The organism is Methanofollis fontis, from assembly GCF_004297185.1.
Lineage (GTDB): Archaea > Halobacteriota > Methanomicrobia > Methanomicrobiales > Methanofollaceae > Methanofollis > Methanofollis fontis.
In genome coordinates this window covers 211847-235998 of record NZ_PGCL01000002.1, presented here as the reverse complement: position 1 = coordinate 235998, position 24152 = coordinate 211847, and the positions used below count along the sequence as shown (strand labels likewise).

At 63.2% G+C, this 24152-nt stretch carries 28 protein-coding genes and 1 tRNA gene; 18 read left to right on the top strand and 11 right to left on the bottom strand.

Annotated elements, in window-relative coordinates; genetic code table 11:
* The first annotated feature begins 11 nt into the window (after positions 1-11).
* The 3 genes from CUJ86_RS04850 to CUJ86_RS04840 all read left to right on the top strand — a co-directional run bounded on the left by CUJ86_RS04850 (position 12) and on the right by CUJ86_RS04840 (position 2102).
* The gene (locus tag CUJ86_RS04850; RefSeq protein ID WP_130646437.1) at positions 12-1193 is read left to right on the top strand and encodes a M20/M25/M40 family metallo-hydrolase; all 1182 of its coding nucleotides are present in this window, start codon (positions 12-14) and stop codon (positions 1191-1193) included.
* A 110-nt stretch (positions 1194-1303) separates the two neighbouring features.
* Positions 1304-1963, top strand: coding sequence for a hypothetical protein (locus tag CUJ86_RS04845; RefSeq protein WP_130646436.1), 660 nt, complete (start codon positions 1304-1306; stop codon positions 1961-1963).
* A 67-nt stretch (positions 1964-2030) separates the two neighbouring features.
* A tRNA-Arg gene (locus CUJ86_RS04840) sits at positions 2031-2102 on the top strand.
* A 128-nt stretch (positions 2103-2230) separates the two neighbouring features.
* Here CUJ86_RS04840 and CUJ86_RS04835 read toward each other — a convergent pair.
* Complete coding sequence (locus CUJ86_RS04835) at positions 2231-2560, bottom strand: hypothetical protein (RefSeq protein WP_130646435.1); 330 nt, start codon at positions 2558-2560, stop codon at positions 2231-2233.
* 152 nt (positions 2561-2712) lie between these two features.
* On the opposite strand from CUJ86_RS04835, the gene CUJ86_RS04830 reads away from it, so the two are divergent.
* Complete coding sequence (locus CUJ86_RS04830; RefSeq protein WP_130646434.1) at positions 2713-3393, top strand: diphthine--ammonia ligase; 681 nt, start codon at positions 2713-2715, stop codon at positions 3391-3393.
* Entirely contained in the window at positions 3390-3968 is a 579-nt protein-coding gene (locus CUJ86_RS04825) for a glutamine amidotransferase-related protein (protein WP_130646433.1), read from the top strand. The genes CUJ86_RS04830 and CUJ86_RS04825 overlap by 4 nt, the downstream gene beginning before the upstream one ends.
* Before the next feature lie 6 nt (positions 3969-3974).
* Here the strand turns inward: CUJ86_RS04825 and CUJ86_RS04820 are convergent, their stop codons facing one another.
* From CUJ86_RS04820 to CUJ86_RS04775, 10 genes are all read right to left on the bottom strand, one after another.
* Positions 3975-5717 (bottom strand): DUF2070 family protein, encoded by a 1743-nt coding sequence (locus CUJ86_RS04820; protein WP_130646432.1) that lies wholly within the window; start codon positions 5715-5717, stop codon positions 3975-3977.
* 24 nt (positions 5718-5741) lie between these two features.
* Positions 5742-6626 (bottom strand): carbohydrate kinase family protein, encoded by an 885-nt coding sequence (locus tag CUJ86_RS04815; protein ID WP_130646431.1) that lies wholly within the window; start codon positions 6624-6626, stop codon positions 5742-5744.
* A complete protein-coding gene (locus tag CUJ86_RS04810; RefSeq protein WP_130646430.1) occupies positions 6623-6961 on the bottom strand; it encodes a DUF555 domain-containing protein in 339 nt (112 codons plus the stop codon). Before CUJ86_RS04810 ends, CUJ86_RS04815 begins: the two co-directional genes overlap by 4 nt.
* Positions 6962-6978: 17 nt before the next feature.
* Positions 6979-7506: a nitroreductase family protein gene (locus CUJ86_RS04805; RefSeq protein WP_130646429.1), complete on the bottom strand. Its 528-nt coding sequence runs from the start codon at positions 7504-7506 to the stop codon at positions 6979-6981.
* Positions 7493-7849: a hypothetical protein gene (locus CUJ86_RS04800; RefSeq protein WP_130646428.1), complete on the bottom strand. Its 357-nt coding sequence runs from the start codon at positions 7847-7849 to the stop codon at positions 7493-7495. Before CUJ86_RS04800 ends, CUJ86_RS04805 begins: the two co-directional genes overlap by 14 nt.
* A 162-nt stretch (positions 7850-8011) precedes the next feature.
* A complete protein-coding gene (locus CUJ86_RS04795; RefSeq protein ID WP_130646427.1) occupies positions 8012-8323 on the bottom strand; it encodes a DUF5350 family protein in 312 nt (103 codons plus the stop codon).
* 48 nt (positions 8324-8371) lie between these two features.
* Entirely contained in the window at positions 8372-10201 is a 1830-nt protein-coding gene (gene gatE / locus CUJ86_RS04790) for a Glu-tRNA(Gln) amidotransferase subunit GatE (protein ID WP_130646426.1), read from the bottom strand.
* The gene (gatD, locus tag CUJ86_RS04785; RefSeq protein WP_130646425.1) at positions 10191-11432 is read right to left on the bottom strand and encodes a Glu-tRNA(Gln) amidotransferase subunit GatD; all 1242 of its coding nucleotides are present in this window, start codon (positions 11430-11432) and stop codon (positions 10191-10193) included. Before gatD ends, gatE begins: the two co-directional genes overlap by 11 nt.
* Complete coding sequence (gene argH / locus CUJ86_RS04780; RefSeq protein ID WP_130646424.1) at positions 11425-12909, bottom strand: argininosuccinate lyase; 1485 nt, start codon at positions 12907-12909, stop codon at positions 11425-11427. Before argH ends, gatD begins: the two co-directional genes overlap by 8 nt.
* Before the next feature lie 123 nt (positions 12910-13032).
* Positions 13033-13566 (bottom strand): helix-turn-helix domain-containing protein, encoded by a 534-nt coding sequence (locus tag CUJ86_RS04775; protein WP_130646423.1) that lies wholly within the window; start codon positions 13564-13566, stop codon positions 13033-13035.
* A gap of 187 nt (positions 13567-13753) precedes the next feature.
* On the opposite strand from CUJ86_RS04775, the gene CUJ86_RS04770 reads away from it, so the two are divergent.
* The 13 genes from CUJ86_RS04770 to CUJ86_RS04710 all read left to right on the top strand — a co-directional run bounded on the left by CUJ86_RS04770 (position 13754) and on the right by CUJ86_RS04710 (position 23972).
* Positions 13754-14965 (top strand): ABC transporter substrate-binding protein, encoded by a 1212-nt coding sequence (locus tag CUJ86_RS04770; RefSeq protein ID WP_130646422.1) that lies wholly within the window; start codon positions 13754-13756, stop codon positions 14963-14965.
* Complete coding sequence (locus CUJ86_RS04765; RefSeq protein WP_130646421.1) at positions 14962-15723, top strand: ABC transporter permease; 762 nt, start codon at positions 14962-14964, stop codon at positions 15721-15723. The genes CUJ86_RS04770 and CUJ86_RS04765 overlap by 4 nt, the downstream gene beginning before the upstream one ends.
* A 13-nt stretch (positions 15724-15736) precedes the next feature.
* Positions 15737-16498, top strand: a complete 762-nt coding sequence (locus CUJ86_RS04760) for an ABC transporter ATP-binding protein (RefSeq protein ID WP_130646420.1) — start codon at positions 15737-15739, stop codon at positions 16496-16498.
* Between the two features lie 61 nt (positions 16499-16559).
* Positions 16560-17072, top strand: coding sequence for a 50S ribosomal protein L16 (locus CUJ86_RS04755; RefSeq protein WP_130646419.1), 513 nt, complete (start codon positions 16560-16562; stop codon positions 17070-17072).
* Between the two features lie 71 nt (positions 17073-17143).
* The gene (locus tag CUJ86_RS04750; protein ID WP_130646418.1) at positions 17144-17977 is read left to right on the top strand and encodes a fumarate hydratase; all 834 of its coding nucleotides are present in this window, start codon (positions 17144-17146) and stop codon (positions 17975-17977) included.
* Complete coding sequence (locus CUJ86_RS04745; RefSeq protein WP_130646417.1) at positions 17974-18516, top strand: FumA C-terminus/TtdB family hydratase beta subunit; 543 nt, start codon at positions 17974-17976, stop codon at positions 18514-18516. The genes CUJ86_RS04750 and CUJ86_RS04745 overlap by 4 nt, the downstream gene beginning before the upstream one ends.
* A gap of 12 nt (positions 18517-18528) precedes the next feature.
* Positions 18529-18801, top strand: coding sequence for a 4Fe-4S dicluster domain-containing protein (locus CUJ86_RS04740; protein WP_130646416.1), 273 nt, complete (start codon positions 18529-18531; stop codon positions 18799-18801).
* Positions 18798-19898, top strand: a complete 1101-nt coding sequence (locus CUJ86_RS04735) for a 2-oxoacid:acceptor oxidoreductase subunit alpha (protein ID WP_130646415.1) — start codon at positions 18798-18800, stop codon at positions 19896-19898. Before CUJ86_RS04740 ends, CUJ86_RS04735 begins: the two co-directional genes overlap by 4 nt.
* Positions 19895-20698, top strand: a complete 804-nt coding sequence (locus CUJ86_RS04730; RefSeq protein ID WP_130646414.1) for a thiamine pyrophosphate-dependent enzyme — start codon at positions 19895-19897, stop codon at positions 20696-20698. The genes CUJ86_RS04735 and CUJ86_RS04730 overlap by 4 nt, the downstream gene beginning before the upstream one ends.
* Positions 20695-21243, top strand: coding sequence for a 2-oxoacid:acceptor oxidoreductase family protein (locus CUJ86_RS04725; protein WP_130646413.1), 549 nt, complete (start codon positions 20695-20697; stop codon positions 21241-21243). The genes CUJ86_RS04730 and CUJ86_RS04725 overlap by 4 nt, the downstream gene beginning before the upstream one ends.
* Positions 21230-22315: a succinate--CoA ligase subunit beta gene (locus CUJ86_RS04720; RefSeq protein WP_130646412.1), complete on the top strand. Its 1086-nt coding sequence runs from the start codon at positions 21230-21232 to the stop codon at positions 22313-22315. Before CUJ86_RS04725 ends, CUJ86_RS04720 begins: the two co-directional genes overlap by 14 nt.
* Positions 22312-23178 (top strand): succinate--CoA ligase subunit alpha, encoded by an 867-nt coding sequence (sucD, locus tag CUJ86_RS04715; protein ID WP_130646411.1) that lies wholly within the window; start codon positions 22312-22314, stop codon positions 23176-23178. Before CUJ86_RS04720 ends, sucD begins: the two co-directional genes overlap by 4 nt.
* Entirely contained in the window at positions 23175-23972 is a 798-nt protein-coding gene (locus CUJ86_RS04710; protein ID WP_130646410.1) for a DNA integrity scanning protein DisA nucleotide-binding domain protein, read from the top strand. Before sucD ends, CUJ86_RS04710 begins: the two co-directional genes overlap by 4 nt.
* The last annotated feature ends 180 nt before the right edge of the window (positions 23973-24152 follow it).

Genomic DNA, 24152 nt, shown 5'->3' with positions numbered 1-24152 from the left:
AGGGGGCGCGGATGGACGTCGCCGAACTCTGCAGGGACCTGGTGCGGATCAGGAGCGAAAATCCGCCCGGCGACACCCGGGAGGTCGCCGAGGCGATCCAGTGCCGCCTTGCAGGGATCGGGATCGACAGTGTGGCGGTGTCCAGGGACGGGCACCGCTGCAACCTGATCGTTCGCCACGCCAACCCGGCCCTCCTCCTCTGCGGGCACCTCGACGTCGTTCCGGCGATCCCGGAGGGCTGGACGCATCATCCCTATGCAGCCGATGAGGCGGACGGGTATATCTGGGGACGGGGGAGTGCGGATATGAAGGGGGGGTGCGCCGCCCTGATCACGGCGATGGAGGCCTCGATCGATGCAGGCATCGAAGCCCCGGTCTCGATGGTGTTTGTGTGCGATGAGGAGACGGGCGGGTGCTACGGTATGGAGTATCTGCTTGCCAAGAAGGTGCTCCGGCCCTGCGACACCCTGATCGCCGAACCGACCCCGCCGCTCTCACCCTGCATCGGTCAGAAGGGACTGGCGCGGATATCGTTCTCATTTTCCGGCGAACCGGGGCACAGTTCCCTCTACCCTGCGATCGGGAAGAGTGCGATCATGGAGGCATTCGACCTCATCTCGTTCCTGCAGGAGGTGCACGGGCGCCATTACCCGGTCGATGGGGAGATGGAGGCAATGATCGAGCAGTCGTCCGCCGTCCTTGAATCGGTCTTCGGGATCTCCGGACTCGATCATGTGCTGCGCCGGGTGATGTTCAACCCCGGCGTGATCCGGGGAGGGGAGAAGGCGAATATTGTTGCCGAACGCTGTGACCTCGACCTCGACCTCAGGATCCCGTGGGGGTGTACGTCCGGTGAGATCGTCTCCGAGATCGCATCACGGGCACCATCGGCGGAGATGCGGGTCACTGCCGCCTCCGATCCCTCCTGCACTCCGCATTCGGCGACCATCACCCGCCGGATCTGCGAGGGGATCAGGGAGGTCCATGCGAGGGAACCCCTTCCGATCTTCCAGTGGGCGGCGAGCGATGCACGGCACCTCCGTTCTGCCGGATTTCCGACCGTGGAATACGGCCCCGGGGAGGTGACCAGCATCCATGGCATCGACGAACGGGTGAGCCTGGAGTCGTTGCGACAGGCGGAACGGACATATTGCAAGCTGATTCAATCGTACGCCCCGGTAAAACCAGAATAGGATTCAATATCTATTAATGGGAAAAATTTTGATACGCCGATCTACGAATAAACCTGCCGCTTCTATCGCCCCATAAAGGGATAAATATCGGGACAGTATATTGGTATCAGATGAAGGTTTTTCAGACGGCGCTCATTATGTTCGTCATTGTTGCCCTGTGCGCGGCCGGGTGCACCGAGGCGGCACCAGGCGACAGCACCTCTTCGGCGCCATTCTGGGCGAAAGAAACCACCCAGCCCTCTGAACCGACGGCGGCGCCCACCACCCTGAGCGAATATGTCAGCCCGGCCACGCCCCGCACGGTTGAGACAGGCACCCCCCCGGCACAGGCCCGCGAGATTCCGGAACAGCAGCTCTCACCAGATTACCCGATCGTGCTCATCGACCGGATCGATTTTACCGAAGGGCCGCGCGCCTGGACAATCAATGCCACCCATCCACCGATGGTCGTGGAATATGTGGTGACGCCGAAGACGGTGACATTTGAAGACGCCTATTACAGCAGCTATGGGGACAAGGATCTGGTTGTCACGACCCGCACCAGATATGATGACAACAGTTTCGTTGAAGTGACCGTCTACGATGAAAACGGCGAAATCGTGACACAGGACGGCTTCAGTTCCACCGGCAAGTACGACCGCGGGACCGAAAAAGAACTGATCGTCCTCAGGGGAGGCACCTATCAGGTGGACATCCATGGCGTGGCTGCAGCGGTCGACCTCACCGTCAGGGTCGGTTCGATCGATGGATTACCGGAGGTTGCGGTCTGATTCCTCGCTGCGACGAGAGGAATGAATATAAGGAATGAATACCAATTCTTTTAGGCACAGCCTTTGTGTCCCGGTAGGGTAGTGGATATCCTAGAAGCCTGCGGAGCTTTTGACCCGGGTTCAAGTCCCGGCCGGGGCGTGCATACGGGGTTTCGCAAACCCCTCATTTTTCGATCCAGTTCTTTCAGACCATGCGATTGCACAACCGTGTATTCATTACAACGGCCCACATTCCCCTGCAATTCCTGATCAGCATGAAAATCCCCCTCAGAAGAGCCCCCAGATCACCAGCAGGTTATGCACCACCGGCACGGCATACAATATGCAGATCGGCACCCAGACCAGCAGACCGGAATCAGGAATCCGCGTATCGCACCATGCCGCCGCCCCGGTGGCAGCCACAAACAGCGCCCCCCACAAAGGGGCCAGATAGAGGAGATGCCCGGCGAGCGTTGCCGTATGGGGAGCGGTGAAGGGATTGAGTTCGACACCGCCAGTTGCGAGCACCAGGCGGGTCGTCGCCAGATCAGCGACAAGCAGCAGGGCAAGTAGTGCGATGCTCCTCCGGTATCTGAAAGAACGCGTGAACCCCTGCATGGCCGGACAACCCCCCCGATCGCCATCGGGCCATGGCAGGTGAAGATTGTCAGACAGATATAAAAAGAACCCGGCGCACGGGAGGGGGCGTCTGTCGGCCGCCCTTTTATGCCCGGAGGTCAAAGGAGTACCGACATACGGTGCCATCATCCATGAAACTCGGCGTACTCTGTTCCGGAGGGAAGGACTCCATCTTTGCATGCTGGCGGGCGATGCAGAAGGAGGAGGTGACCTGCCTAATCACGATCGTCTCACAGAACCCGGAGAGTTATATGTTCCACACCCCGAACGTCCGTCTGGCGGCGCTCCAGGCCGCGGCCACCGGACTGCCGCTGGTGGAGGTGGAGACGGCAGGAGAGAAGGAAGAGGAACTGGAGGACCTGCGAAGGGCGATCCAGATCGCCGTTGAGGAGCACGCCATCGAGGGGATCGTCACTGGCGCCATCCTATCGGTGTATCAGGCGACACGGGTGCAGCGGATCTGCCATGACCTCGGGCTCTGGTGCTTCAACCCGCTCTGGCACATCGATCAGGAGGCATATATGCAGGAACTGATCGATGCCGGTTTCAGGGTATGGGTGATCGGCGTCTATTCCGCTCCCTTCGACGAATCGTGGCTTGGACGGGAGCTCGATCGGACCGCCCTCGATCAACTGCGCCGTATGGCGGCACAGTACCGGATCACTCTCACCGGCGAGGGAGGGGAGATCGAGACCTTTGTGACCGATGCACCCTTCTTCTCGAGACGGATCGAGATCCTGGAGGCAGAGCGCACCTACAAAAACCATCATGGCACCTACCGGGTCGTCAGGGCGGCGGTGGTGCCGAAATGATCCTGCTCGTCGATCTCTGCTGGAAGGAGGACTCGCTCAGCACCTATGAGTTCGTCCACCCGATCCGGCGCGTGCTGCTGGACGCCGGGATAAAGGTGCATACACTCCATTATACACAGTTTGACGGCGCCATTCCTGCGAGTGTCCGGGGCGTGATCCTCTGCGGCACTGCCATGGCAGACAACGGATTTTCAGCAGATATCGAGCGGTTCGGGTGGATCCGGGAATGCACTGTCCCGGTGCTCGGCATCTGTGCCGGCATGCAGGTGATCGCCGCCGTCTTCGGGGGATCGATCGTCCCCGGCACTGCCATCGGGATGACAGAGGTCCGTCCTGTCCGCTCCGGTGGACTTCTCGGGGGGCGGGAGCGCTTTAACGCCTACGAACTCCACTCCTCCTCGGTGCGCCCCCCAGAGGATTTTATCGTCTGCGCGGTCTCTGACGGCGGGGTGCAGGCGATACAGCACCCGGAAAAAGAGATCTATGGCGTGCTCTTCCACCCGGAAGTGCGAAACGAGTGGCTCATCACGGGATTTGCGGCACTGGTCGGAGAGGGGAGAGAAGAGGGGCGGTGACAGAACCTATCCGATCACCAGGTATGCCACCACCGAGAGGAACATCGCCAGCAGCAGGATGCCGAGCGATATCACCGGGATGAAGACGAGCATTGCATTCACGGTGCTCGCCAGTTCAGATATCCGGTTCGATCCAAAGACCATGATGTTCCTGCAGCATGCCGTGGCCGAGGCCGCCTCCGCCGGTGCAAGGTCGGCGATCGCCGCCTTCACCGCTTCGACCGCATGGGGAACGATTTTTTCCGGCGGCACCTTGAGGCCGACAGGATTTTTTCCGCTGATCGTATTGACCACATGGGAATCAGAGGTCATCACCTCGCACTCGTCCACAAGGCCGTTGAGCGCTTCAATGATGGCCGGACGGAGGGCCCGGTCCATGTTGTTGCCATCGAAGAGCACATAGCCCGTCCTCTGCCCACCGGTTTCGATGACCAGTGCCTGCACCCCGATATCCCCGATCCCCTCCTCCCGGCTGAAGGGGAGCGGCAGGTGGGCGGCGCCGACCCGGAAGGGCAGGGTCGCCCCCCCGGCGCAGGAGCGGATCCCCTCCATCGCCGCCTCGAGGTACTCGTTTGCCTCCGCCGACCCGAGGTGGACCGGCGATGCCACATCGGCCATGCAGTTGTGGGCATCGACGAATGCGCACTCCCGGAAATGGCAGTGGGCTTCGGCCATGATAGTCGTCCCGATCCCGAAGTCCAGGTCCTCGGTCTTGCCGGGCCAGCGGGTGGCGACCATCAGGAGGGCGTCGCCGATCGGCTGGCAGAGGATCTCGACAGATCCACGCCGCACCCGCCGCGATTTGCCGGCGACCCCCCCATAGGCGGGGTTCTGCAGGGAGGCTGCAATCGCCCCCACGATCTTCTCCGCCTCGCTCTCCGAGACCAGGTTGAAGTCATGGGTCGAACAACCGTGGGCGGTGAAGACCTCTTCGGAAAAGGCGTCGTGGAGGTTTTTCGTCAGGTTGCCCCCGCCGATCTCCCCCATCGGACCCGGATGCACGTTCGGGACGGTAAAGATCACCGTCCGCCGTCCCTGTCGCCTGAAGCCGATGACCGCCTGCGGCAGCGTCACCTCCTCACCGATCTCCCGGAAAAAGTCCTCCATGCTCTTGGAGCCGTCGGTCATGTGCTCGATGAAGGTATTGATGAAGTTGAGAGCACTGATATTGAACGCCTTGTTCAGCGGCCGCTCGATATACCAGACGAAGAGCAGGCACCCGAACCCGAACACCAGGTGGAGCACCGCACCGAGGGCGAGAAAGCCCGGCCCAAAGAAGTACGAGGCGATCACCACGCCGAAGGCGCTCTGCGGCAGGGCGGGCAGCACCACATGGGAGAGGCGGTAGTCGGCGATGGCGGCGATGACCAGCATCCTGATCCCGAAGACGAGCCCCATCCCGATCGCAAAGTAGAGGGGGAAGGGCTCCACCATCAGAAAGACGAGGGGCAGCACACTGACGATCACCGCGATCACCGTGCCCGCTGCGGCAAGGAGCGCCGAACGCTTCCAGGTGATCACCTTCCTGCGGCTCCGGATCAGGGGCTTTGTCAGGAGGGTGGCGAGAAGCCCGGGAACGGAGAAGGCAAGCGTGCCGAAGAACGGCGCGATAATGCCCGAACGGCTGCTGGTGGCGTCGATGAGCAGGCCCAGGAAGATAATAATCGCACACGAGCGCGGCCAGGAGGGGGCGGTGAAGATATAGCGCGACAGTCCGGCCATCTTCACGTCGCTACCCTGATCACTCATCGGCACCCTCTGCCCGCCATTCTCTCATGCCTCCGTGATCGGTCCGAAGTGCTGGCGGTGCCGCTCTGCCATCCGCTCCCATGTCGGGAGGTTGGTCTGGCAGCCCATCCGCTCGACCGCAAACGAGGCGGTCACCGTCCCGATGGTGCAGCAGCGCACCGGCGGAAGACCACGCAGATAGGCGGTCAGGAAACCGGCACGGAAGGCGTCACCGGCACCGGTGGGATCTTCTGCCTCCACCCTGACCGCCGGGATTGTCCGCCGCTCTCCGCCGGTGCAGAGCATGCACCCCGCGGAGTCCATCGTGAAGACGGCGATCTCCACGCGGTCTGCCAGTTCGTCCATCGAGATCCCGAGCACCTCGGCCATCCTGGCGGCCTCATGGCGGTTTGCGAACAGGATGGATATATGCTCCAGGATCGCCTCGAACTGCTCCCGGTCGTATTTCAGGATGTCCTGACCGGGGTCAAAGGAGGCAAATTCGCTCCGTTCCGCCACCCTGACATTGAAGGAGGGATCAGCCGTGGCCATATGAACGAAGGGGAGGGACGGTGCCTCGGCATCGGCAAAGACCGCGGAGGCCCCCCAGTCAAAGAAGGTGATCTGGTCCCCTTCGGCGTCGTTGAACATGAACGCCGTCGCCGTGGGACGGTCGTCCACCTGGAAGAACCTGGGCACGATGCCAAGGTCCGCCATATGGCGTTCGTACGCACCGCCGGGAAAGTCGGAACCGACCGCACTCACCAGCTCGCAGCATTCCCCCAGGGTGGCGATGCCTGCGGCGATGTTCGCCGCCCCGCCACCGAAGAAGATCCGGTGGTCAAGGGTGTAGACCGAGGTGTGCCGTTCGGGAAAGAACGGCACCCTGCATATATGGTCGACGGCGGTGTGCCCGACGATGCTGATCATATCTCCTGCACATCCGTGACGCTGAGCGGTATATTCCCGAGCGCCCTGCCAACGACGGACTTGGCGATCCGCCGGGCATGCTCCGGGCTCTCGGCATTGAAGACCTTCATGGCAAGCGAGAGCCCGACAAGGGCAGTGTTGGCGACCACAAGGGCGCAGTTCAGATCGTTTTCGCAGAACGGGCACTGGATATACCCGTTCTCAATCTCCACAAACTTTGCAGAGGGGTTGAGGCGTTTTCCAGCCTCGCTTATCGCAATGCCGATGGCATCGTCGAGGGACTTGACATCCTTGACGATCCATGCGGACTCCAGAGTTACACAGTAATCGGTCATGGAACGCTCACATCTGGTTACCAGGTCTCGCGGTGGACATGCTCGCCGACCGGCATCCGGTCGGTGCGTGCCGTTGGCACGACACCCCGCCCCACCGCAAGCAGGGCCACCGGACGGACGTGTGCCGGAATATCGAGCACCTCCCTGACGCCGTCTTCGTCAAATGCGCCTGTCCAGCAGGCATGGAGGCGGAGGGCGTGGGCGGCGAGCATCATATAGGTGCAGGCAATGGTTGCGTCCTGGAGGGCATAAAGGATGCCCCGCTCACCATAGCGGGACATCGAACGGACATAGTTCGCACAGACAACGAAGATCATCGGGGCCCGTGAGATGTGCTCCTGATCAAATGCCGCTTCTGCAAGCGCCTCGCGCTGGTCCTCGGAGCGGACCAGGACCACATCCCAGGCCTCACGGTTGCCTGCAGAAGGGGCGGAGGACACCGCCCGCAGGATGGCGTCGACCTCATCGTCCCGGAGATCCCCGTCGATATATTCCCGGACCGACTGACGGGCCTCGAGGAATGACAGGAATTCAGAGAAGTCCATGGCTGACGAGCGCCTCCCACGACTCCTGGGCCACGGTCGTGGCGGCGGAAACGGCTTCCGCAACCTTTGGAATCGCCTCGTCATCGTTCGAGCCCTCGACCATCGAGATGGCGCCGTTCAGTGCCTCGATGGATTTCCCGAACGAGGGGTTCTCCGTGCTCTTGCTGGCGAACTCAAGTTCCGAACGAATCCCCTCGAGCAGGAGCAGCAGCATCTTCCTGCCGCCGACCTTGTCTGCATCAGAAAAACCGGTCAGACCGGCTATAAGCCTGGAGGCCAGGATCAGCTCGGATTTTGCTTTTTCACCGTACTGATACTGCAGGACAGCAGTCTTTGGATCCATACATAGAATGGACACCGGCATATAAAAGATACCGGGGAAACGACGCCAGAAAGAGAATCTATCGGCAGGAAAGACAGAACAAGGGGTATGGAGCGCCCACTCCGGAAAAAATATCTGAAAACCGGTCTGTCTGCACAGAGACGGTTTTCTGTTATATTCCCCTTACCGGGACTTTGCCTTCACGCCAAGGGCGGTGGTCTTGGACCGCGGCATGCGCCGGCGGATCCTGGGGTCGTTCATCTGCTGACCGCCGCGACCGCGGCCGCCGCGACCGCCGCGGCCACCGCGCTGGTTCCTGCCGCCGCGGCCCTGCTGGCGCTCGGCTTCAGCGGCGATCTTCTTCAGGGTCGACGATGCCTTGAAGCGCTGGTTCGGACCGGGCTTCTTCGTGTTCGACTCCTGTGCTCTCACCAGGCGGATCTTGCCTGCGACATTTTTCACCTGTGCCCAGGTGGTGGTTCCTGTTTTGCCCATAATCAGACTCCTTATATATTTACTCAGGAGGAGGTTTAAAGATGTTGCTCAGGCCAGCCGGGAGATCTCCCGCCTGAGCACCTCACTTACCTTCCTGCCGTCGACCTTGCCGCGGGCCTCCTCCATGACGACGCCCATCAGTGGGCCGAGTGCACGCATCCCCTTCTCCTGTACAAATGCCGCACGCTCTTCGACGATCCGGCGCACAAGAGCGGAGAGTTCCTCATCACCCATCCCGCCCGCATGCGCCTCCACGGCGTCGCCGGCAACGGCCCCGCCAGCGATGGCGCCGAGAATATCGGGCACCGCCTCCCTGGCAACCCGCCCCTCCTCGGCGGCCCGGAGCACCAGCACCAGGTCCATAGCGGCGATCCGCTCCACGGCGACACCCTCACGTCCGAGTTCCTTCAGGGTGGCAAGAACGGTCCTGGCCGCAAGGGTCGCCCCGATCCCGGCGTCCACCGCCGACCTGAAGAGGGGGAGACGCTCGGAATAGGCGACCTGCCGGGCAAGACCGGGGTCGAGCCCGAGTTCCTCTTCGAAGCGCACGGCGAGGTCGGAGAGCAGTTCGGGCACCGTCACCGCCGTCCAGTCGGCATCGGTGATCGTCACCGGGAAGACATCGGTCTCCGGGTACATGCGGGCGGCGCCGGGGAGGGGGCGCATATAGGCCGTACTCCCGCCCTCGAGCATCTTTCTCGTCTCCTCGGGCACTCCCTCCAGGGCGAGGCGGGCGCGCAGCCGCGACTGACGCGCCCCGCACTCGCAGCGCTCGCGGCTCCCGGCAATGAGCAGCACGGCATCCTCATCGGCCACGCCGAGGTGAGCGCGGAGGCCTGCCACCTCATCTGCGGTCACGCCATAGGCCGGGAGTTCGTCGGTGTGGAAGATACCGCCGAGGCCGCACTTCTTGACATAGTCCGAGATCTCCGAGCCAAGCCGTCGGCCGGGCTGGATCTCCCGTCCGACGAGCCCCGCATAGCCCGGGAGAATAACGGCCAGCACCACCTTCGCACGCTTCAGGATGGCGGATCTCGTCTCCGCAAACAGGGCGGTGACGTCATGGGTTTCGTCGTCGACCGTGGCGTTCCGGGCCCGGAGCTCATCCCTGATGGCGAGCAGGTTCGTCTGCCGGAGGGCCTCCCTGGCGACCACCTCGGCGATGAGGTCGAGCTCCTGCACCCCCTTGATCTCCACCCGGGCGCCGTCGCGGATCGAGACATTGATGTCCTGCCTGATGGTGCCGAGACCGCGCTTCACCCGCCCGGTGGAGCGGAGCACCATCCCGATGTATTCGGCCGTGCTCTGCACCTCCTCAGGAGTGTGCATACACGGCGCCGTGGTGATCTCCACGAGAGGAATGCCCAGGCGGTCCAGGGAGAAGGTGCTCCCCTCCACCCGCTGCGCCGCCTCTTCTTCCAGGCAGATCGTTTCGACCCCGCCGCCGCCCGGCAGCACGCCCCCCATGGCCACCAGTGCCGTCCGCTGGAAACCGCTGGTGTTCGAGCCGTCGATGACGAGTTTACGCATGGTGTGCACCTGCTCGACCGGGTGCATCGAGAAAGTCCGCGCGATCTGCAGGGCGATCCCGAGCGCCTCCTGGTTCATCGGCGCCGGCGGTTCCTCGTCGTTCTCTATCAGACAGGTGGTGTCATAGGTGAAATACCTGAACTGGCGGCGGTCCATCATCTCCTCGGCCGCCGCACGGTCGATCTCGCCCATCTCGGAGACCGTGGCGTGCAGGTAGCGGAAGAACTCGCCGGTGTGCTCCTCGGTCTGCCGCAGCCGCGTCGGGCAGCGGCAGAAGAGCTTCTCGGCGGTGTCGAGCTGCTGGTGGATCTCGATCCCGGCCTTGAGGCCGATCTCATCATAGTCCATGATCAGACCTCCTCCTGATCTCGCCGGCAAGATCGGTTACCATCATCTCCCGCACCCGTTCCGGGTCGGACTCGTTGCCGAGCACCCACATCAGCTTGGTGAGCGCCGCCTCAGGGAGCATGTCCTCGCCCTCGACGACGCCGGCGGCGAGCAGGTCGCGGCCCGTGTCATAGACCCGGTCGCAGACGCGGCCGTGGAGGCACTGGGAGGTCATCACGACGGCCGTTCCGGCGTCGATCAGGTCCCGCACCGCCCCGATGCAGGCGGTCGAGATGTGGCCGAGGCCGGTGCCGGCGATCACGAGGCCGCGGCATCCCTCATGGGCACGCACAACTGCCTCGGGCATGCCGGGATAGAAGTACAGCAGCCCGCAGCGCTCCTCAAGGCGGTCATGGAGGGCGAGGTCGGCATGGCCGCGCCGCACCGCATCATCCGAGAGGCGGACCTCCAGTGAGGGGTAGTCGACCGTACCGATCGGCGCCATGTCGTGGCTCACAAAGGCGTCGCGCCGGGAGGTGTGCATCTTGCGCACCCGCGTCCCCCGGTGGACGGCGCAATGGTCGTCGCTGGTGGTGGCATGCATCACCACGGCGACCTCGCCGAGGTCGGAGGTGGCGGCAGAGGCAGCGCACATGGCGTTCATGATATTGTCCGAGCTCGGGCGGTCGGCCGAACGCTGGGAACCGACGAAGACGACCGGAACCGGCGTTTTGAGCATATATGCAAGTGCCGAGGCCGAATAGGCCATGGTGTCGGTGCCGTGGGTGACGATCACCCCGGCCGCACCGTCCCCGACGGCGTCATGGACCGAGCGGGCAAGCGCCTGCCAGGTGGCGGGCGTCATGTTCTCGGAGAGGATCGTCGCCAGCACCTCGGAGCGGTAGCGGCCGATGGTGGAGAGACCGGGGATCGCCCGCAGGATGTCGTCGGCCGTGAATCGGCTGGTCACCGCACCGGTGCGGTAGTCGATCTTCGAGGCGATCGTCCCACCGGTGGAGATGATCGCAAGGTCGGGGAGGGAGTCGTCCTGCGTGACCGAGAACTCCCCCGCGGGGGCGGCGGGCGGCGCCGCACGCACCAGGGTGCAGGAGTCCGGGTCCACCCCGATATTGTAGCCGCTGCCCAGTTTGATGACCGCCATGCCGTCGCGGTTCGTAATATAGATACCCTCCACCGGGTGGCCCCGGCAGGAGGCGGCGACGATGTCGCCGGTGGAATAGCCTTCACTCATGCACACACAACCTCTCACATTCGGTGACAAGGCGGCCGATCGCCGCCGCCACCGCCTCTCTTCGTCCGGCGACCCACTGCCGGTCGTCCTTGAGCGCATCTTCCCGTTCGGTGATCGCCCGGGCAGTCTCTGCAGGGGCAGGACCGCCGCAGATGCCGCGGGAGGCGACGGAGACCGCCGGATCGAGCGCCGAAGCCAGCCGTTCCGCCGTCAGTCCACGGTCGCAGAGCGATATGCCCGCCACCTCGACCGCCGACGCCTCGACTGTATCGAGATCAAGCGCCCCCTTCCTGACGGCGCGGCCGACGACCGAATGCGCCGTCCTGAAGGGGAGGCCGAACTCGCGCACCAGCACGTCCGCCAGTTCGGTCGCCGTCGAGAAGCCGACGGCCGCCTCTTCGGCCATCGGTTCCGGGTGGAACGCGGCCGTCCTGAGCAGCCCGGCAAACACCGCAACACTCTCCCGTGCGGCGGTCACGCCCTGCCAGAGGTGGGGGGTGAGCTCCTGCAGGTCGCGGTTGTAACTCATCGGCAGCCCCCGCGTGATCGTCAGGGCGGCGGTGAACGCCCCTGCTACGGTGCCGGCCTTCGCACGGCTGATCTCGGCGGTGTCCGGGTTCTTCTTCTGGGGCATGATCGAACTCGTGGAGGAGTAGCCGTCGGAGAGCGTGACAAAGCGGACGAATGCACTGCTCCAGAGGATGATCTCCTCGCAGAACCGGCTCAGCGTTGCCATCTCGACAGCACAGGCCGATAACGCCTCGAGGGCGAAATCACGCGTGGAAACGGCGTCCATCGAGTTGCCCATCGGGCGGTCGAACCCCAGGAGGGATGCGGTCATCTCCCGGTCGATCGGATAGCCGGTGGAGGCGAAGGCGGCGGCCCCGAGGGGGCACTCGTTCAGCCGCACCAGGGCGTCTCTCAGCCGCCCGACGTCCCGCCCGAACGCCGCCTCATAGGCCAGGAGGTGGTGGGCCAGGGTGGTGGGCTGGGCATGCTGGAGATGGGTGAAACCGGGCATGATCGTCTCCCGGTGTTCACCGGCGAGCGCGAGCAGCACCCCCCTGAGGTCGTTCGTCTCCTCCATCAGGGCGATGAGGTCGTCCCTCAGCCGCATCCTGATGCAGGTCGCCACCTCGTCGTTGCGCGAGCGCCCCATGTGGAGGCGGCCCCCGAACTCCTCGCCGACGCGGGCGATGAGCGCCGCCTCTTTTCCGGCGTGGATGTCCTCGAACTCTTCGTCATAGGCCTCGGGCGGGACGCCGTCCCGGTGGAACCCGAGCAGCGCTCCCATAATCGCCTGTGCCGCATCGGTCACCATGATCCCCTGTCGCTCCAGCATCAGGAGATGGGCCATATCAACCAGCACATCCATATCGGCAATCCGGTGATCGGCCGCCATCGAGGAGAGGAAGTGCGCCACCTCGCCCGTGCGGTCGTCACTCAGCCTGCCCCGCCGCACCAGATCGCGTTGCATCGAGTGTACTGTTGCGGTTTCAGATAATATGAGTCTGTGGGGGCGGGTCCGAGAGAGGAGAAGAGGGCATTGCATTGTCCTGACGGATGTGCATGTGACACCCCGACCGGACAATCCCCCAATTTACATCCAGGCCTTGCGGGCCGCCGCCTCGATGGCGCGCTGGACGCTGTCCCTCGGGACGATCGTGGTCACCGGTATGCGGATCACCTGCTCGATGGTGGAGGAGGCGATCGGGGCGCAAACGATAGCGATCGCCCCCTCCCGCTCGGCGCGCACAGCGGCAACGATAGTGTCCTCGAAGGTATGGACCGGGTACTCCCGCACCCTGAACTGCTGACCGTCGATGACGACCATACGTTCCTGGATGGACTCCAGGACATACCGGGCGGCGATCAGTCCGATAAACGCCTCTTCCGGCGACCTCGAAAACGATCGTACGGCATTGAGGATCTGCCGCAACGTGGAGAGCGTCGGAGAGCGCTGCCCGTTGAGCACTTTATAAAGGGTGCTCTGTGCGATCCCGCTCCGCTCCGAGAGTTCACGCACACCCACCCGCAGTTCCGCCTTCAGGATATGATTGAGGAGGGCGGTGAACTCCTCGTCCGAGACAAGGGCGGCCCTGAGGAGGCGGTCAACCGGTTCTGCCTGCATCATATCTCCACCATTGGGAAAAATAGGAGATAATAACATCCCATCTGTCCAGAGTCTATAGTGGGAAGTCAAGGACAGAAAGAAGATATAGAGACACAATGCGACAAATTATTCTCAAAATATTCCCATACCGACAGAAAAGATCGGCAGGATAACGACCTATATATATCACCGCTGAGACCAGTACCCCATGACCCATACGAAGACAGCCATTGCGCTCGTTATTGCGATCGTGGCAGTCCTGTGCGTTGCCGGATGCACCGGCGAACAGCCCTCAACGGGCGGAGAGACAGAGGTCGAGGTGATCTACTCGGCGACCGGACCGATGCCGATGCTCCTCTCCACCGATCAGATCGACGGATATATGGCCTGGCAGCCCTTTGTCGCCGTCGCCACGGTGAGCGGCATCGGCAAGGTGGTCTCCTACTCGCAGGACCTGCCGCCGGCAGGGATGTGGACCGACCACACCTGCTGCGCCCTTACCGCCCGCGAGGACCAGATCCAGGAGAACGCCGACCTGGTCAACGCCTTCTCGGCACTGATGATCGCCGCTGACGACTACATCATCGAGAACCCGGACCGTGCCGCAGAGATCAGCGCCGACTGGCTCTACGGCGGCGACGACATGACCTTCGGGGATGTCACCGTCTCCTCGGTGGAGGTGCTGAAGGAGTCGATCCCGACGCTGAAGTTCACCACCGAACCCTCGGAGGCATGGATCACGAGCAACGACAACTTCGTCGTGGCCCTCCGCGACCTCGGGTATATCACCGGTTCGCTGAAGGACGCCGACGATGCGGAGGTGAACAGCAAACTCTTCGACTTCGGCCCGTATGAACAGGCGAAGGCGATGATCGCAAACGGCACCATCGCAACACCCGCCGATGCCGGCACCATCACCGTCGGCTACCTGCCCTCAGACCACCATGCACCCCTGTTCGTGGCGATCAAGGAGTGGGAGTACTTCGAGAAGACCTATGGCATCGCCCTGAAGCCCGCCTCTGAAGGCAGCGGCGCCGTCGACAACGCCGAACTGTTCGTCAACGGCGTCAAGGTGGCCAATGTCAAACTCGTGAAGGGCGAGGGCGGATCGCAGCTGATGACGCTTGCCGCACAGGACACCCTCCAGATCGCCCTGGTCGGAACACCGCCGGCGATCACCGCTATCGACAAAGGAACACCTATAAAGATTCTCCACCCATTACAGACGGAAGGATCGGGTCTTGTTGTTTCAGCCGATGCACCTGCAGACGACTGGCAGAGCTTTATTGCATGGGCGGAGCAGCGTGCGGCTGAGGGTAAACCATTGAAGATTGCATCGCCGCCCAAGGGCTCGATCCAGGACGTGCAGCTCCGTGCCGCACTCGGTGACAGCAATGTGGTGGTGAAAGAAGCTCAATGAGAAATTACCTGAAAATCATCCTTCCCATCATCATTCTTTTTGGATGGGAAGCAGTCGCCATTGCCCTGAACAACCCGTTTATCCTGCCGCCCATTGAGGACGTGCTCGCTGTCCTGCTCGAACCCACAAAGAACATCCTGGGGAGCGGAAGCCTGCTCGAGGGGGCGGAGCGCAGTCTTTTCCGTGTGCTCCTCGGCTTCCTGGTCGCATCGGCCGTCGCCATACCGCTCGGCATTGTGATGGGGCGATACAGCATCGTCCAGGACCTGACCGACCCGGTCATCCAGCTCCTCCGTCCCATCCCCCCACTGGCATGGCTGCCGATCGCCCTTGCATGGTTCAAGATCGGGCTCACCTCGATCGTCTTCATCATCTTCATCGGGGCCTTCTTCCCGATCCTGCTCAACACCATTGCGGGCGTAAAGAGCGTGAACCGGACCTGGCTCGAGACAGCGACCGTTTACGGGGCGAGCGAAGGGCAGATCATGGCAAAGGTCGTGCTGCCGGCCGCCGCACCCACCATCTGGACCGGACTGCGGGTCGGTCTGGGCATCGCATGGCAGTGCGTGGTGGCCGCCGAGATGCTCCCCGGCACCACATCAGGGCTTGGCTATATGATCATGGCCGCCTACAACCTCGGCCAGATGCAGGTGATCATCGCGGGCATGATCGTCATCGGTCTCATCGCCCTCGCCCTGGACAGCCTGTTCAGGGTGGTCGAGCAGCGGCAGTTCAGGTGGCAGGGGCGGGCCCATTGAGGAGGAGACAGATATGGAGATGAAGGTCAGCAATCTGAGCAAGTCCTTTGTCACCGACAAGGGCGAGCAGGTCACCGCCCTCGGCGACATCTCGTTCACGGTCAGGGACAAGGAGTTCATCTGTATCGTCGGCCCCTCGGGCTGCGGCAAGACGACGCTCCTGCGCATCATCGCCGGTCTGGACACCCCCTCGGGTGGACGGGCCGAACTCGACGGCAGGGTGATCACCGGACCGTCGCCGCGGATGGCGATGATCTTCCAGGAGTACTCGCTCTATCCCTGGCGGACGGTCATCGACAACATCGCCTTCGGGCTTGAGGTGCAGGGTGTCGGGAAGGAGGAGCGGATGGAAGCGGCGCGTCGGTACCTCCATCTCGTCGGGCTCGACGAGTTCGAGACCTCCTACCCCTACGAGCTCTCGGGAGGGATGCGCCAGCGGGTCGCCGTGGCGCGCGCCCTCTGCGTCGAGCCAGAGGTGCTGCTGATGGACGAACCCTTCGGCGCCCTCGACGCCCAGACGCGCAACACCATGCAGACCGAGCTGCTGGAGATCTGGGAGAAGACCCGCAAAATGGTGATATTCGTGACCCATTCAGTGGACGAGGCGGTCTTTCTTTCTGATCGGATCTTCGTGCTCTCGACCCGTCCGTCGCGGATACAGGAGATCATCGAGGTTCCCCTCCCCCGGCCGCGTGACCGGACGAGTGTGGAGTTCGCGGAGATCAGGCGGGATGTGCTCGCCCTGATCCAGAGGCGGGAGGAATCCTCCCAGTAACCTTTATTATGCAAAATCTCCATGTTATAAAGCACTAACTTACGGCGAGGCGTTGTGAGGTATGGTCAGAAAACCAGGAGTAATGTACAGGAATCTCGCTAAGAAAGCATATACGCGGCGAGAATACATGGGCGGTATCCCAGGCAGCAAGATCGTCCAGTTCGATATGGGAAACACCAGCGCTGAATTCCCGGTGGAGGCAAGCCTTTTGGTGCTTGAAGCCTGTCAGATCCGTCACACCGCCTTTGAAGCGGCGCGTGTGAACATCAACAGGCGCCTGATGAAGGAAATCGGGCGTATGAACTATCACCTCAAGCTCCGCACCTACCCCCATCATGTGCTGCGTGAGAACAAGCAGGCGACCGGCGCCGGTGCAGACCGTGTTTCTGAAGGGATGCGGATGGCATTCGGCAAGGCCGTCGGGACGGCCGCACGCGTCCACCCCGATCAGAAGATCTTTACCATTTATACCTCGCCTCAGTACATCGAGAAGGCGAAGGACGCCCTCAGGCACGGCGGCTACAAGCTCCCGTCCCCGACGCGCGTGGTCATCGAGGATAAAGAACTGAACTGATTTTTTTCTTCCTCCTCCCCCCCGGGAGGAGACAGCATATTTTTTAGCACATCCACCCATTATAACCGATAATGGAGAGCACGGCAAACGGGTTTCTGGAGGCGGTCGCATCGGCAACCGCGGAGACGCTCCGCCAGGCCGAGACGACGCTGCCACCGGACGTGCTACAGGCGCTTGAATCTGCGCTTGAGCGCGAGACGGGCGCCGTTGCCAGAAACCAGCTCGAAAACATCCTGGAGAATGTCAGGTACGCCGGGGAGCATGCCCTGCCCCTGTGTCAGGATACCGGGGTGCCGGTCGTGTATCTCAGCATTCCCCCCACCGTCCCCCTCACCGCCGGCATCGAGGAGGCGGTTGCGGAAGGGGTGCGCCGGGCCACCAGGGAGGTGCCGCTCAGACCGAATGTGGTCGATCCCCTCAGCCGCCAGAACACCGGGGACAACACCGGCGGCGGCATGCCGGCGATTCACCTGCGGAGAGGAGATGAGTTCAGCATTACCGTCCTCCCGAAGGGCGCCGGGGCCGAGAACTGCTCGGCAATCGCCATGCTCCTCCCCTCCCGGACCGGCGATGTGGCGCGTTTTGCTGCCGAGACGGTGTTGAAGGCCGGCGGAAAACCCTGCCCCCCGGTGGTGATCGGCATCGGCATCGGATCGACCTTCGACGGTGCGGCGGCGCTTGCAAAGGAGGCGCTGCTCGAACCGATCGATTATATGACACCCTACGAGCAGGAGATCTGTGACGGGATCAATGCCCTGGGCATCGGGCCGATGGGTCTTGGCGGTGCCACGACGGCCCTGGCGGTGAAGGTGCGGACCGGGCACTGCCATACCGCATCTCTGCCGGTGGCGGTGAACGTCCAGTGCTGGGCACACCGCCGGGCAACACGGAGGATCAGCCTATGATCGACCTGACGATACCCCTGGGGGCGGAGGTGCTGGACCTGCGGGCCGGCGACAGCCTCACCCTCTCGGGGACGGTATATACGGCGCGGGACGAGGCGCATCTACGGATGATGGAGGAGGGGATCCCCTTCGATCCCCGCGGGGCGGCGGTCTACCACTGCGGTCCGGTGATCATGGATGACCGGGTGATCGCCGCCGGGCCGACAACATCGGCGCGGATGAACGCCCTCTCCGGGTTCCTCCTCGACGCCGGGGTCAGAGCCCTCATCGGCAAGGGCGGCATGGACGCCGGGGTTCGGGAGGCGCTCCGCGGCCGCGGCGTCTATCTCGCCTTCACCGGCGGGTGCGCCGCCCTGGCGGCGGCACGGATGCAGCTGCTCGGGGTCCACTACGCAGACCTGGGCATGGCCGAGGCGGTCTGGGAGATCGAACTCGACCGTCTCCCCCTGATCGTGGGGATCGACGCCCACGGCGGCGACCTCTTCGAGCGGGTCGGCCGCGAGGCGAAACTACAATTTGAACGCCGGTTCAATAAATAAAGGACAGAAAATATGAAGCTCATCATCGACGAGACCAGGTGCAAGGGCTGCAACCTCTGCACGCTGGTCTGCCCATATTCAATCTTTCAGGAGGGCACGACACCGAACAGGAGGGGCGTCGTGGTGCCGGTCCTTGACCGTCCCGAGCGCTGCACCAACTGCCGCCTGCAGAAACTCTACGGGCGGGTGCTCTGTGGTGTCTGCCAGATGATCTGTCCGGACCAGGCGATCCGCTGGGTGGACGAGAAACCCTACGAACCGCAGAAGGTGGTGATTGAGTATTGACACGCCATGAATTCTGGCAGGGAAACACCGCCTGCGCCGAGGGGGCGCTTGCGGCAGGGTGCCGTTTCTTCGGGGGCTACCCCATCACCCCCTCGACCGAGATCGCTGAGCACATGGCCCGGAGGATGCCGAAGGTGGACGGCGTGTTCGTCCAGATGGAGGACGAACTCGCCAGCATGGCCTCCATAATCGGCGCCTCCTGGGCAGGCATGCGCTCGATGACTGCCACATCCGGGCCCGGATTCTCGCTGATGATGGAGAACATCGGGTATGCGATCATGACCGAGACCCCCTGCGTGGTCGTGGATGTGCAGCGGGGCGGACCGAGCACCGGTCAACCGACCCGCGCCTCGCAGGGCGATATGATGCAGTGCCGCTTCGGGTCGCACGGCGATATCAGCATCATCGCCGTCTCGCCGGCCTCGGTGCAGGAGATGTACGAACTCACGGCCAAGGCCTTTAACCTGGCAGACCGCTACCGGGTGCCGACCTTTGTGATGACCGACGAGATCATCGGGCACATGCGCGAGCGGATCGATATACCGGAGAGTGTGGATATCACGCCCCGCCGCCCCCTGGAGAAGGGGACGCTCCCCTTCGCCGCTGGAGAGGACGGTGTGCCAGGTTTCCCGGCGTTCGGTCATGGGCACGGGGTGCATGTCACCGGCCTCACCCACGACGAGCGGGGATACCCCTCCACCACCGATCCCCATGTGCACGAGGCCCTCGTCCGCAGGCTGGTGGAGAAAGTGGAGGGCGCCCGCCGCGAGATGGCGGACTTCGAGGCGGTGCACCCGGACGCCGAGGTGGTGTTCATCTCCTACGGCGCCCCCGCACGCTCGGTGGCGCAGGTGATCCGCGACATGGACGATGAACGGGTGGGCCACCTCCGCCTGCGGGTGGTCTGGCCCTTCCCGGAGTTTGCGCTGGAGATCTTCACGTCCGCCCGCGTCTTCCTGGTGCCGGAGTTGAACCTGGGCCAGATCGCCCTCGAGGCGGCGGCCCGGACCAATGTACCGGTGGTGCCGATACCGGAGATCGGGGGCGAACTCCATATGCCCGAACGGCTGATCGAGATGGCGGAGGGATACCTGTGAGCGGAAATCCCGGAAGTTTCCAGGACTGGTTCAGGCAGGACCGCCTGCCGCATATCTACTGCACGGGGTGCGGGAACGGCACGGTGATCAATTGTACCCTCAAGGCGGTGGACAGCATGGGCTGGACACCAGAGGACACCGTCTTCATCTCAGGGATCGGGTGCTCCTCCCGTGCACCCGGGTATATCGTCACCGACTCCCTCCATACCACCCACGGGCGGGCGATACCATTTGCCACAGGTGTGAAACTCTCCCGCCCCGACCTGCATGTGGTGGTCTTCACCGGCGACGGCGACCTCGCCGCCATCGGGGGCAACCACTTCATCCACGCCTGCCGCCGGAACATCGACCTGACGGTGGTCTGCATGAACAACTATATCTACGGCATGACCGGCGGACAGGGGAGCCCGTGCACCCCCCTGGGTTCGGTCTCCACGACGACGCCCTACGGCTGCAGCGAACCCCCCTTTGACCTCTCGGAGCTTGCGGTGGCGGCGGGTGCGAACCATGTCGCCCGCTGGACCTCCTATCATGTGCGCGAACTGACGCGGGCGGTGCAGGACGGTCTGGAGACGCCGGGCTTTTCCCTGATCGAGGCGGTGGTGCAGTGCCCCACCGGCTATGGCCGGAAGAACAAACTCAGGGAGGCGCAGGCGATGGTCGACTGGATGCGGGACCATGCCGTCCTCATCAAGAAATGGCGGCGGATGGAGGAGGAGGGCACGCCCCTCCCGCCCGACCGCTTCCCGGTGGGCGAGTTCGTGCGGCGCAGCCGACCGGCCATGGGGGTGCCGAAATGAGGCATGAAGTCAGGTTCTCCGGTTTCGGCGGGCAGGGAATCATCCTCTCGGCGGTGATCCTGGGACGGGCGGCCGCCATCCACGACGGCAAATATGCCGTCCAGACCCAGGTCTATGGTCCGGAGGCGCGGGGCGGCGCCTCGATGAGCGCCGTGATCATCGATGACGAACCCATCCTCTACCCGGAGGTGACGCACCCGGACATCTATGTGATCATGTCGCAGGAGGGCTTCCTGAAGTACGGTGCCGGCGCACCCGAGGACGCCGTCATGCTCCTGGACTCTGAACTCGTCCAGGACCGACCCGGGTGCACCTTTTACCCCATACCGGCGACCTATGAGGCGAAAAACACCCTGAAAAAGGTGATCGTCGCAAATATCGTGATGCTCGGGGCGCTCATCGCCACGACGGGCATCGTCTCGGAGGAGGCGATCGAGCGGGCCGTGCTCGACTCGGTCCCGAAGGGCACCGAGGACCTCAATATCAGGGCGCTGAACCTCGGGTTCGATCTCGGAAAAAGGAGCAAAGAGAATGAAACTGCTTGAATACGAAGCAAAACAGATTTTTTCAGAGGAAGGGATCAGGGTGCCCCGAGGCGTCCTGGTCGGCAGGGACGATTCCCTCCCCCCAGTGACCGATACAATTGGCGATTCGGTCGTCGTCAAGGCGCAGGTGGACGTCGGCGGCCGCGGCAAGGCCGGCGGGGTGCTGATGGCCGATGCCGGCACCCTCGGGGAGACCGCACGAAACCTGCTTTCGGCCGAGATCAAGGGCGTCCCGGTCTTAAAGGTGCTCATCGAGGAGCGCCTCCCCATCGAGCATGAATATTACGTGAGCATCACCATCGACCGCTCGAAGAAGGAGACGGTCATCCTCTTCGCCGATACCGGCGGCGTGGACATCGAGGAGACGGCCCGCACGAACCCGGATGCAATCCGCTCGGTGGGTATCTGCCCCCTCCTCCCCGATATCCCCGGATTCCTGCAACGTGAACTCTGCGGGAGTGCTCCAGCGGAGGTGCGCGATGCGGTCAACCGCCTTTATCATGTATTCTGCGCAAAAGACGCTCTCCTGGCCGAGATCAACCCCCTGGTCACCACCCCGCAGGGCGTGTATGCCGCCGATGCGAAGCTGATCATCGACGACAACAGCCTTGCACGGCAGGGGATCACGGTCAACCGCGACCTGACCGAGCGGGAGAAGGAGGCAGAAAAACACGGCTTCTCCTATGTGGAGCTCGACGGCACCATCGGCGTCATCGGGAACGGCGCCGGTCTGACGATGGCAACGCTCGACCTCATCGACCACTTCAGGGGGCGGGCGGCGAACTTCCTGGACGTGGGCGGCGGGGCCGATCAGGAGCGGGTCTGCCATGCCGTCCGCCTTGTGGCCGGAATGCCGGCGGTGGAAGTGGTGATCGTCAACCTGCTCGGCGGCATCACCCGCTGCGACGAAGTGGCGCGGGGGATCATCGCCGCCGATATCCCGCAACCGGTGATCGTGCGCATGGCGGGCACGAACGAGGAGGAGGGCAAACGCCTGCTCGCTGAGCGCGGCTACCGGATGCTCGGGAGCATGGATGAGGCCGTCAGGGCTGCGGTGGAGGCGACAGAATGATCTACGGCGATAAAAACACCGGCGTCATCGTGCAGGGGGCGACCGGCAGGCAGGGTTCGTTCCACATCAACCTGATGAACGAGTACGCACGGAGCGTCGGGGGCCGCGGCGTGGTGGCCGGCGTCACACCGGGGCGGGGCGGACAGGAGGTGCAGGGCGTGCCGGTCTACAACACCGTGAAGGAGGCGCTGGCCGAGCACGACGCCTCGGCAAGCGTGCTCTTTGTCCCGGCCCGGGCGGCAGGCGACTCGATCATGGAGGCGGCCAGCGCCGGTCTTGAGCTGGTGGTGGCCATCACCGAGCATATCCCGGTGCACGACGCCATGCGGGCGATCGCCTATGCCCACTACTGCGGGTGTGCGGTGATCGGCCCGAACTGCCCGGGCCTCCTCTCTCCCGGCGAGCAGAAGCTCGGGATCATGCCGGCACACCTGGCGAGCCGCGGCAGGGTCGGTGTGATCTCCAGGAGCGGCACCCTCACCTATGAGGTCGTCGACGAACTGACGCGGGCCGGGATCGGGCAGTCGACGGTCGTCGGGATCGGCGGCGACCCGGTGATCGGTCAGACCTTTTCCGATGTGCTCGCCCGCTTCGAGGAGGACCCGGAAACCGATGCGGTGGTCGTCATCGGCGAGGTCGGCGGAAACCTGGAGGAGGAGGGCGTGCGTTCGACCGACCTCCCCCTCGTCGCCTATATCGCCGGGGTGACGGCGCCCCCGAACAAGCGGATGGGGCATGCGGGCGCCATCATCGAGGGCGGGGAGGGCGACGCCGGGTCGAAGATCCGGCGCCTGAAAGACCTGGGGGTCCCGGTCGCCTCGCGGCCGTCCGAGATCCCGGAATTTGTCCGTGAGCTGCTATGAATGACGAAGTCCTGATGGGTGCGGCGGTGGAGATCGCCGATGAGGTGGGGGCGAAGGCAATCGTCTCCTTCACCCGCCCATGCACCTGCCAGGCGAAGGTGCCCCTGATCTGGGTGCAGGACCTCCAGCTCGATATCCTCAAGGACCTCTCGATGTCGGAGATCGTCTCGACCTGCGAGCACCATATGCTCGACGCCGCCATCCAGATCTATCTCTCACACCGCTTCGAGGAGGGGGTCGTCGTCGCTGTCTTCCCCTATGCGATCCTGGTCTATGACCTGGAGAAGGCGAAGAACTTCGTGGACGTCCGGGACTACGAGGACCTGGTGCCGCGGGACGTGATGTATGCCGTGCTCAAACTGGCGATGGAGATCGCCGTCGAGGGGCGTGAGGGAAGGAAGATCGGCACCGCCTTTGTCATCGGCGATGCGGGCCAGATCGACCGCCACTCCCACCAGGCGATCCTCAACCCCTATCTCGGGCACGACCGGGCGTTCCGCGACATCAAGAACCACGAGAACTGGGAGAGCGTCAAGGAGTTCGCCCAGCTCGACGGCGTCTTCGTCGTCGACCGCCAGGGGATGATCTGTGCGGCCGGACGATACCTGGACGTGAGCGCGAAAGACCTGCAGCTCCCGGGCGGACTGGGCGGTCGCCACCTGGCCACGGCGGCGATCACCCACCTGGTGCCGGCGGTGGGGGTGACCATCTCAGAGAGCGGCGGGCTGGTGCGGGTGTTCCGTGACGGGGCGTGCACGATCACGATCCGGTCTGATATCAGGATCACCGGATAACCTTTTTTTCAGCGAGAACCGTAAAAACACGCTTCCCCTTTCCTCACAACAGGATCTCCGGAATCCATCTCATCTCTCAGGTGGGGATATTTAATTTCCTCAAAATCTTCCTGATTTCAGGATACAGGATTGATGGACAAACATTTTTCAAATCAACCAACATATCAGAATTAATTAAAA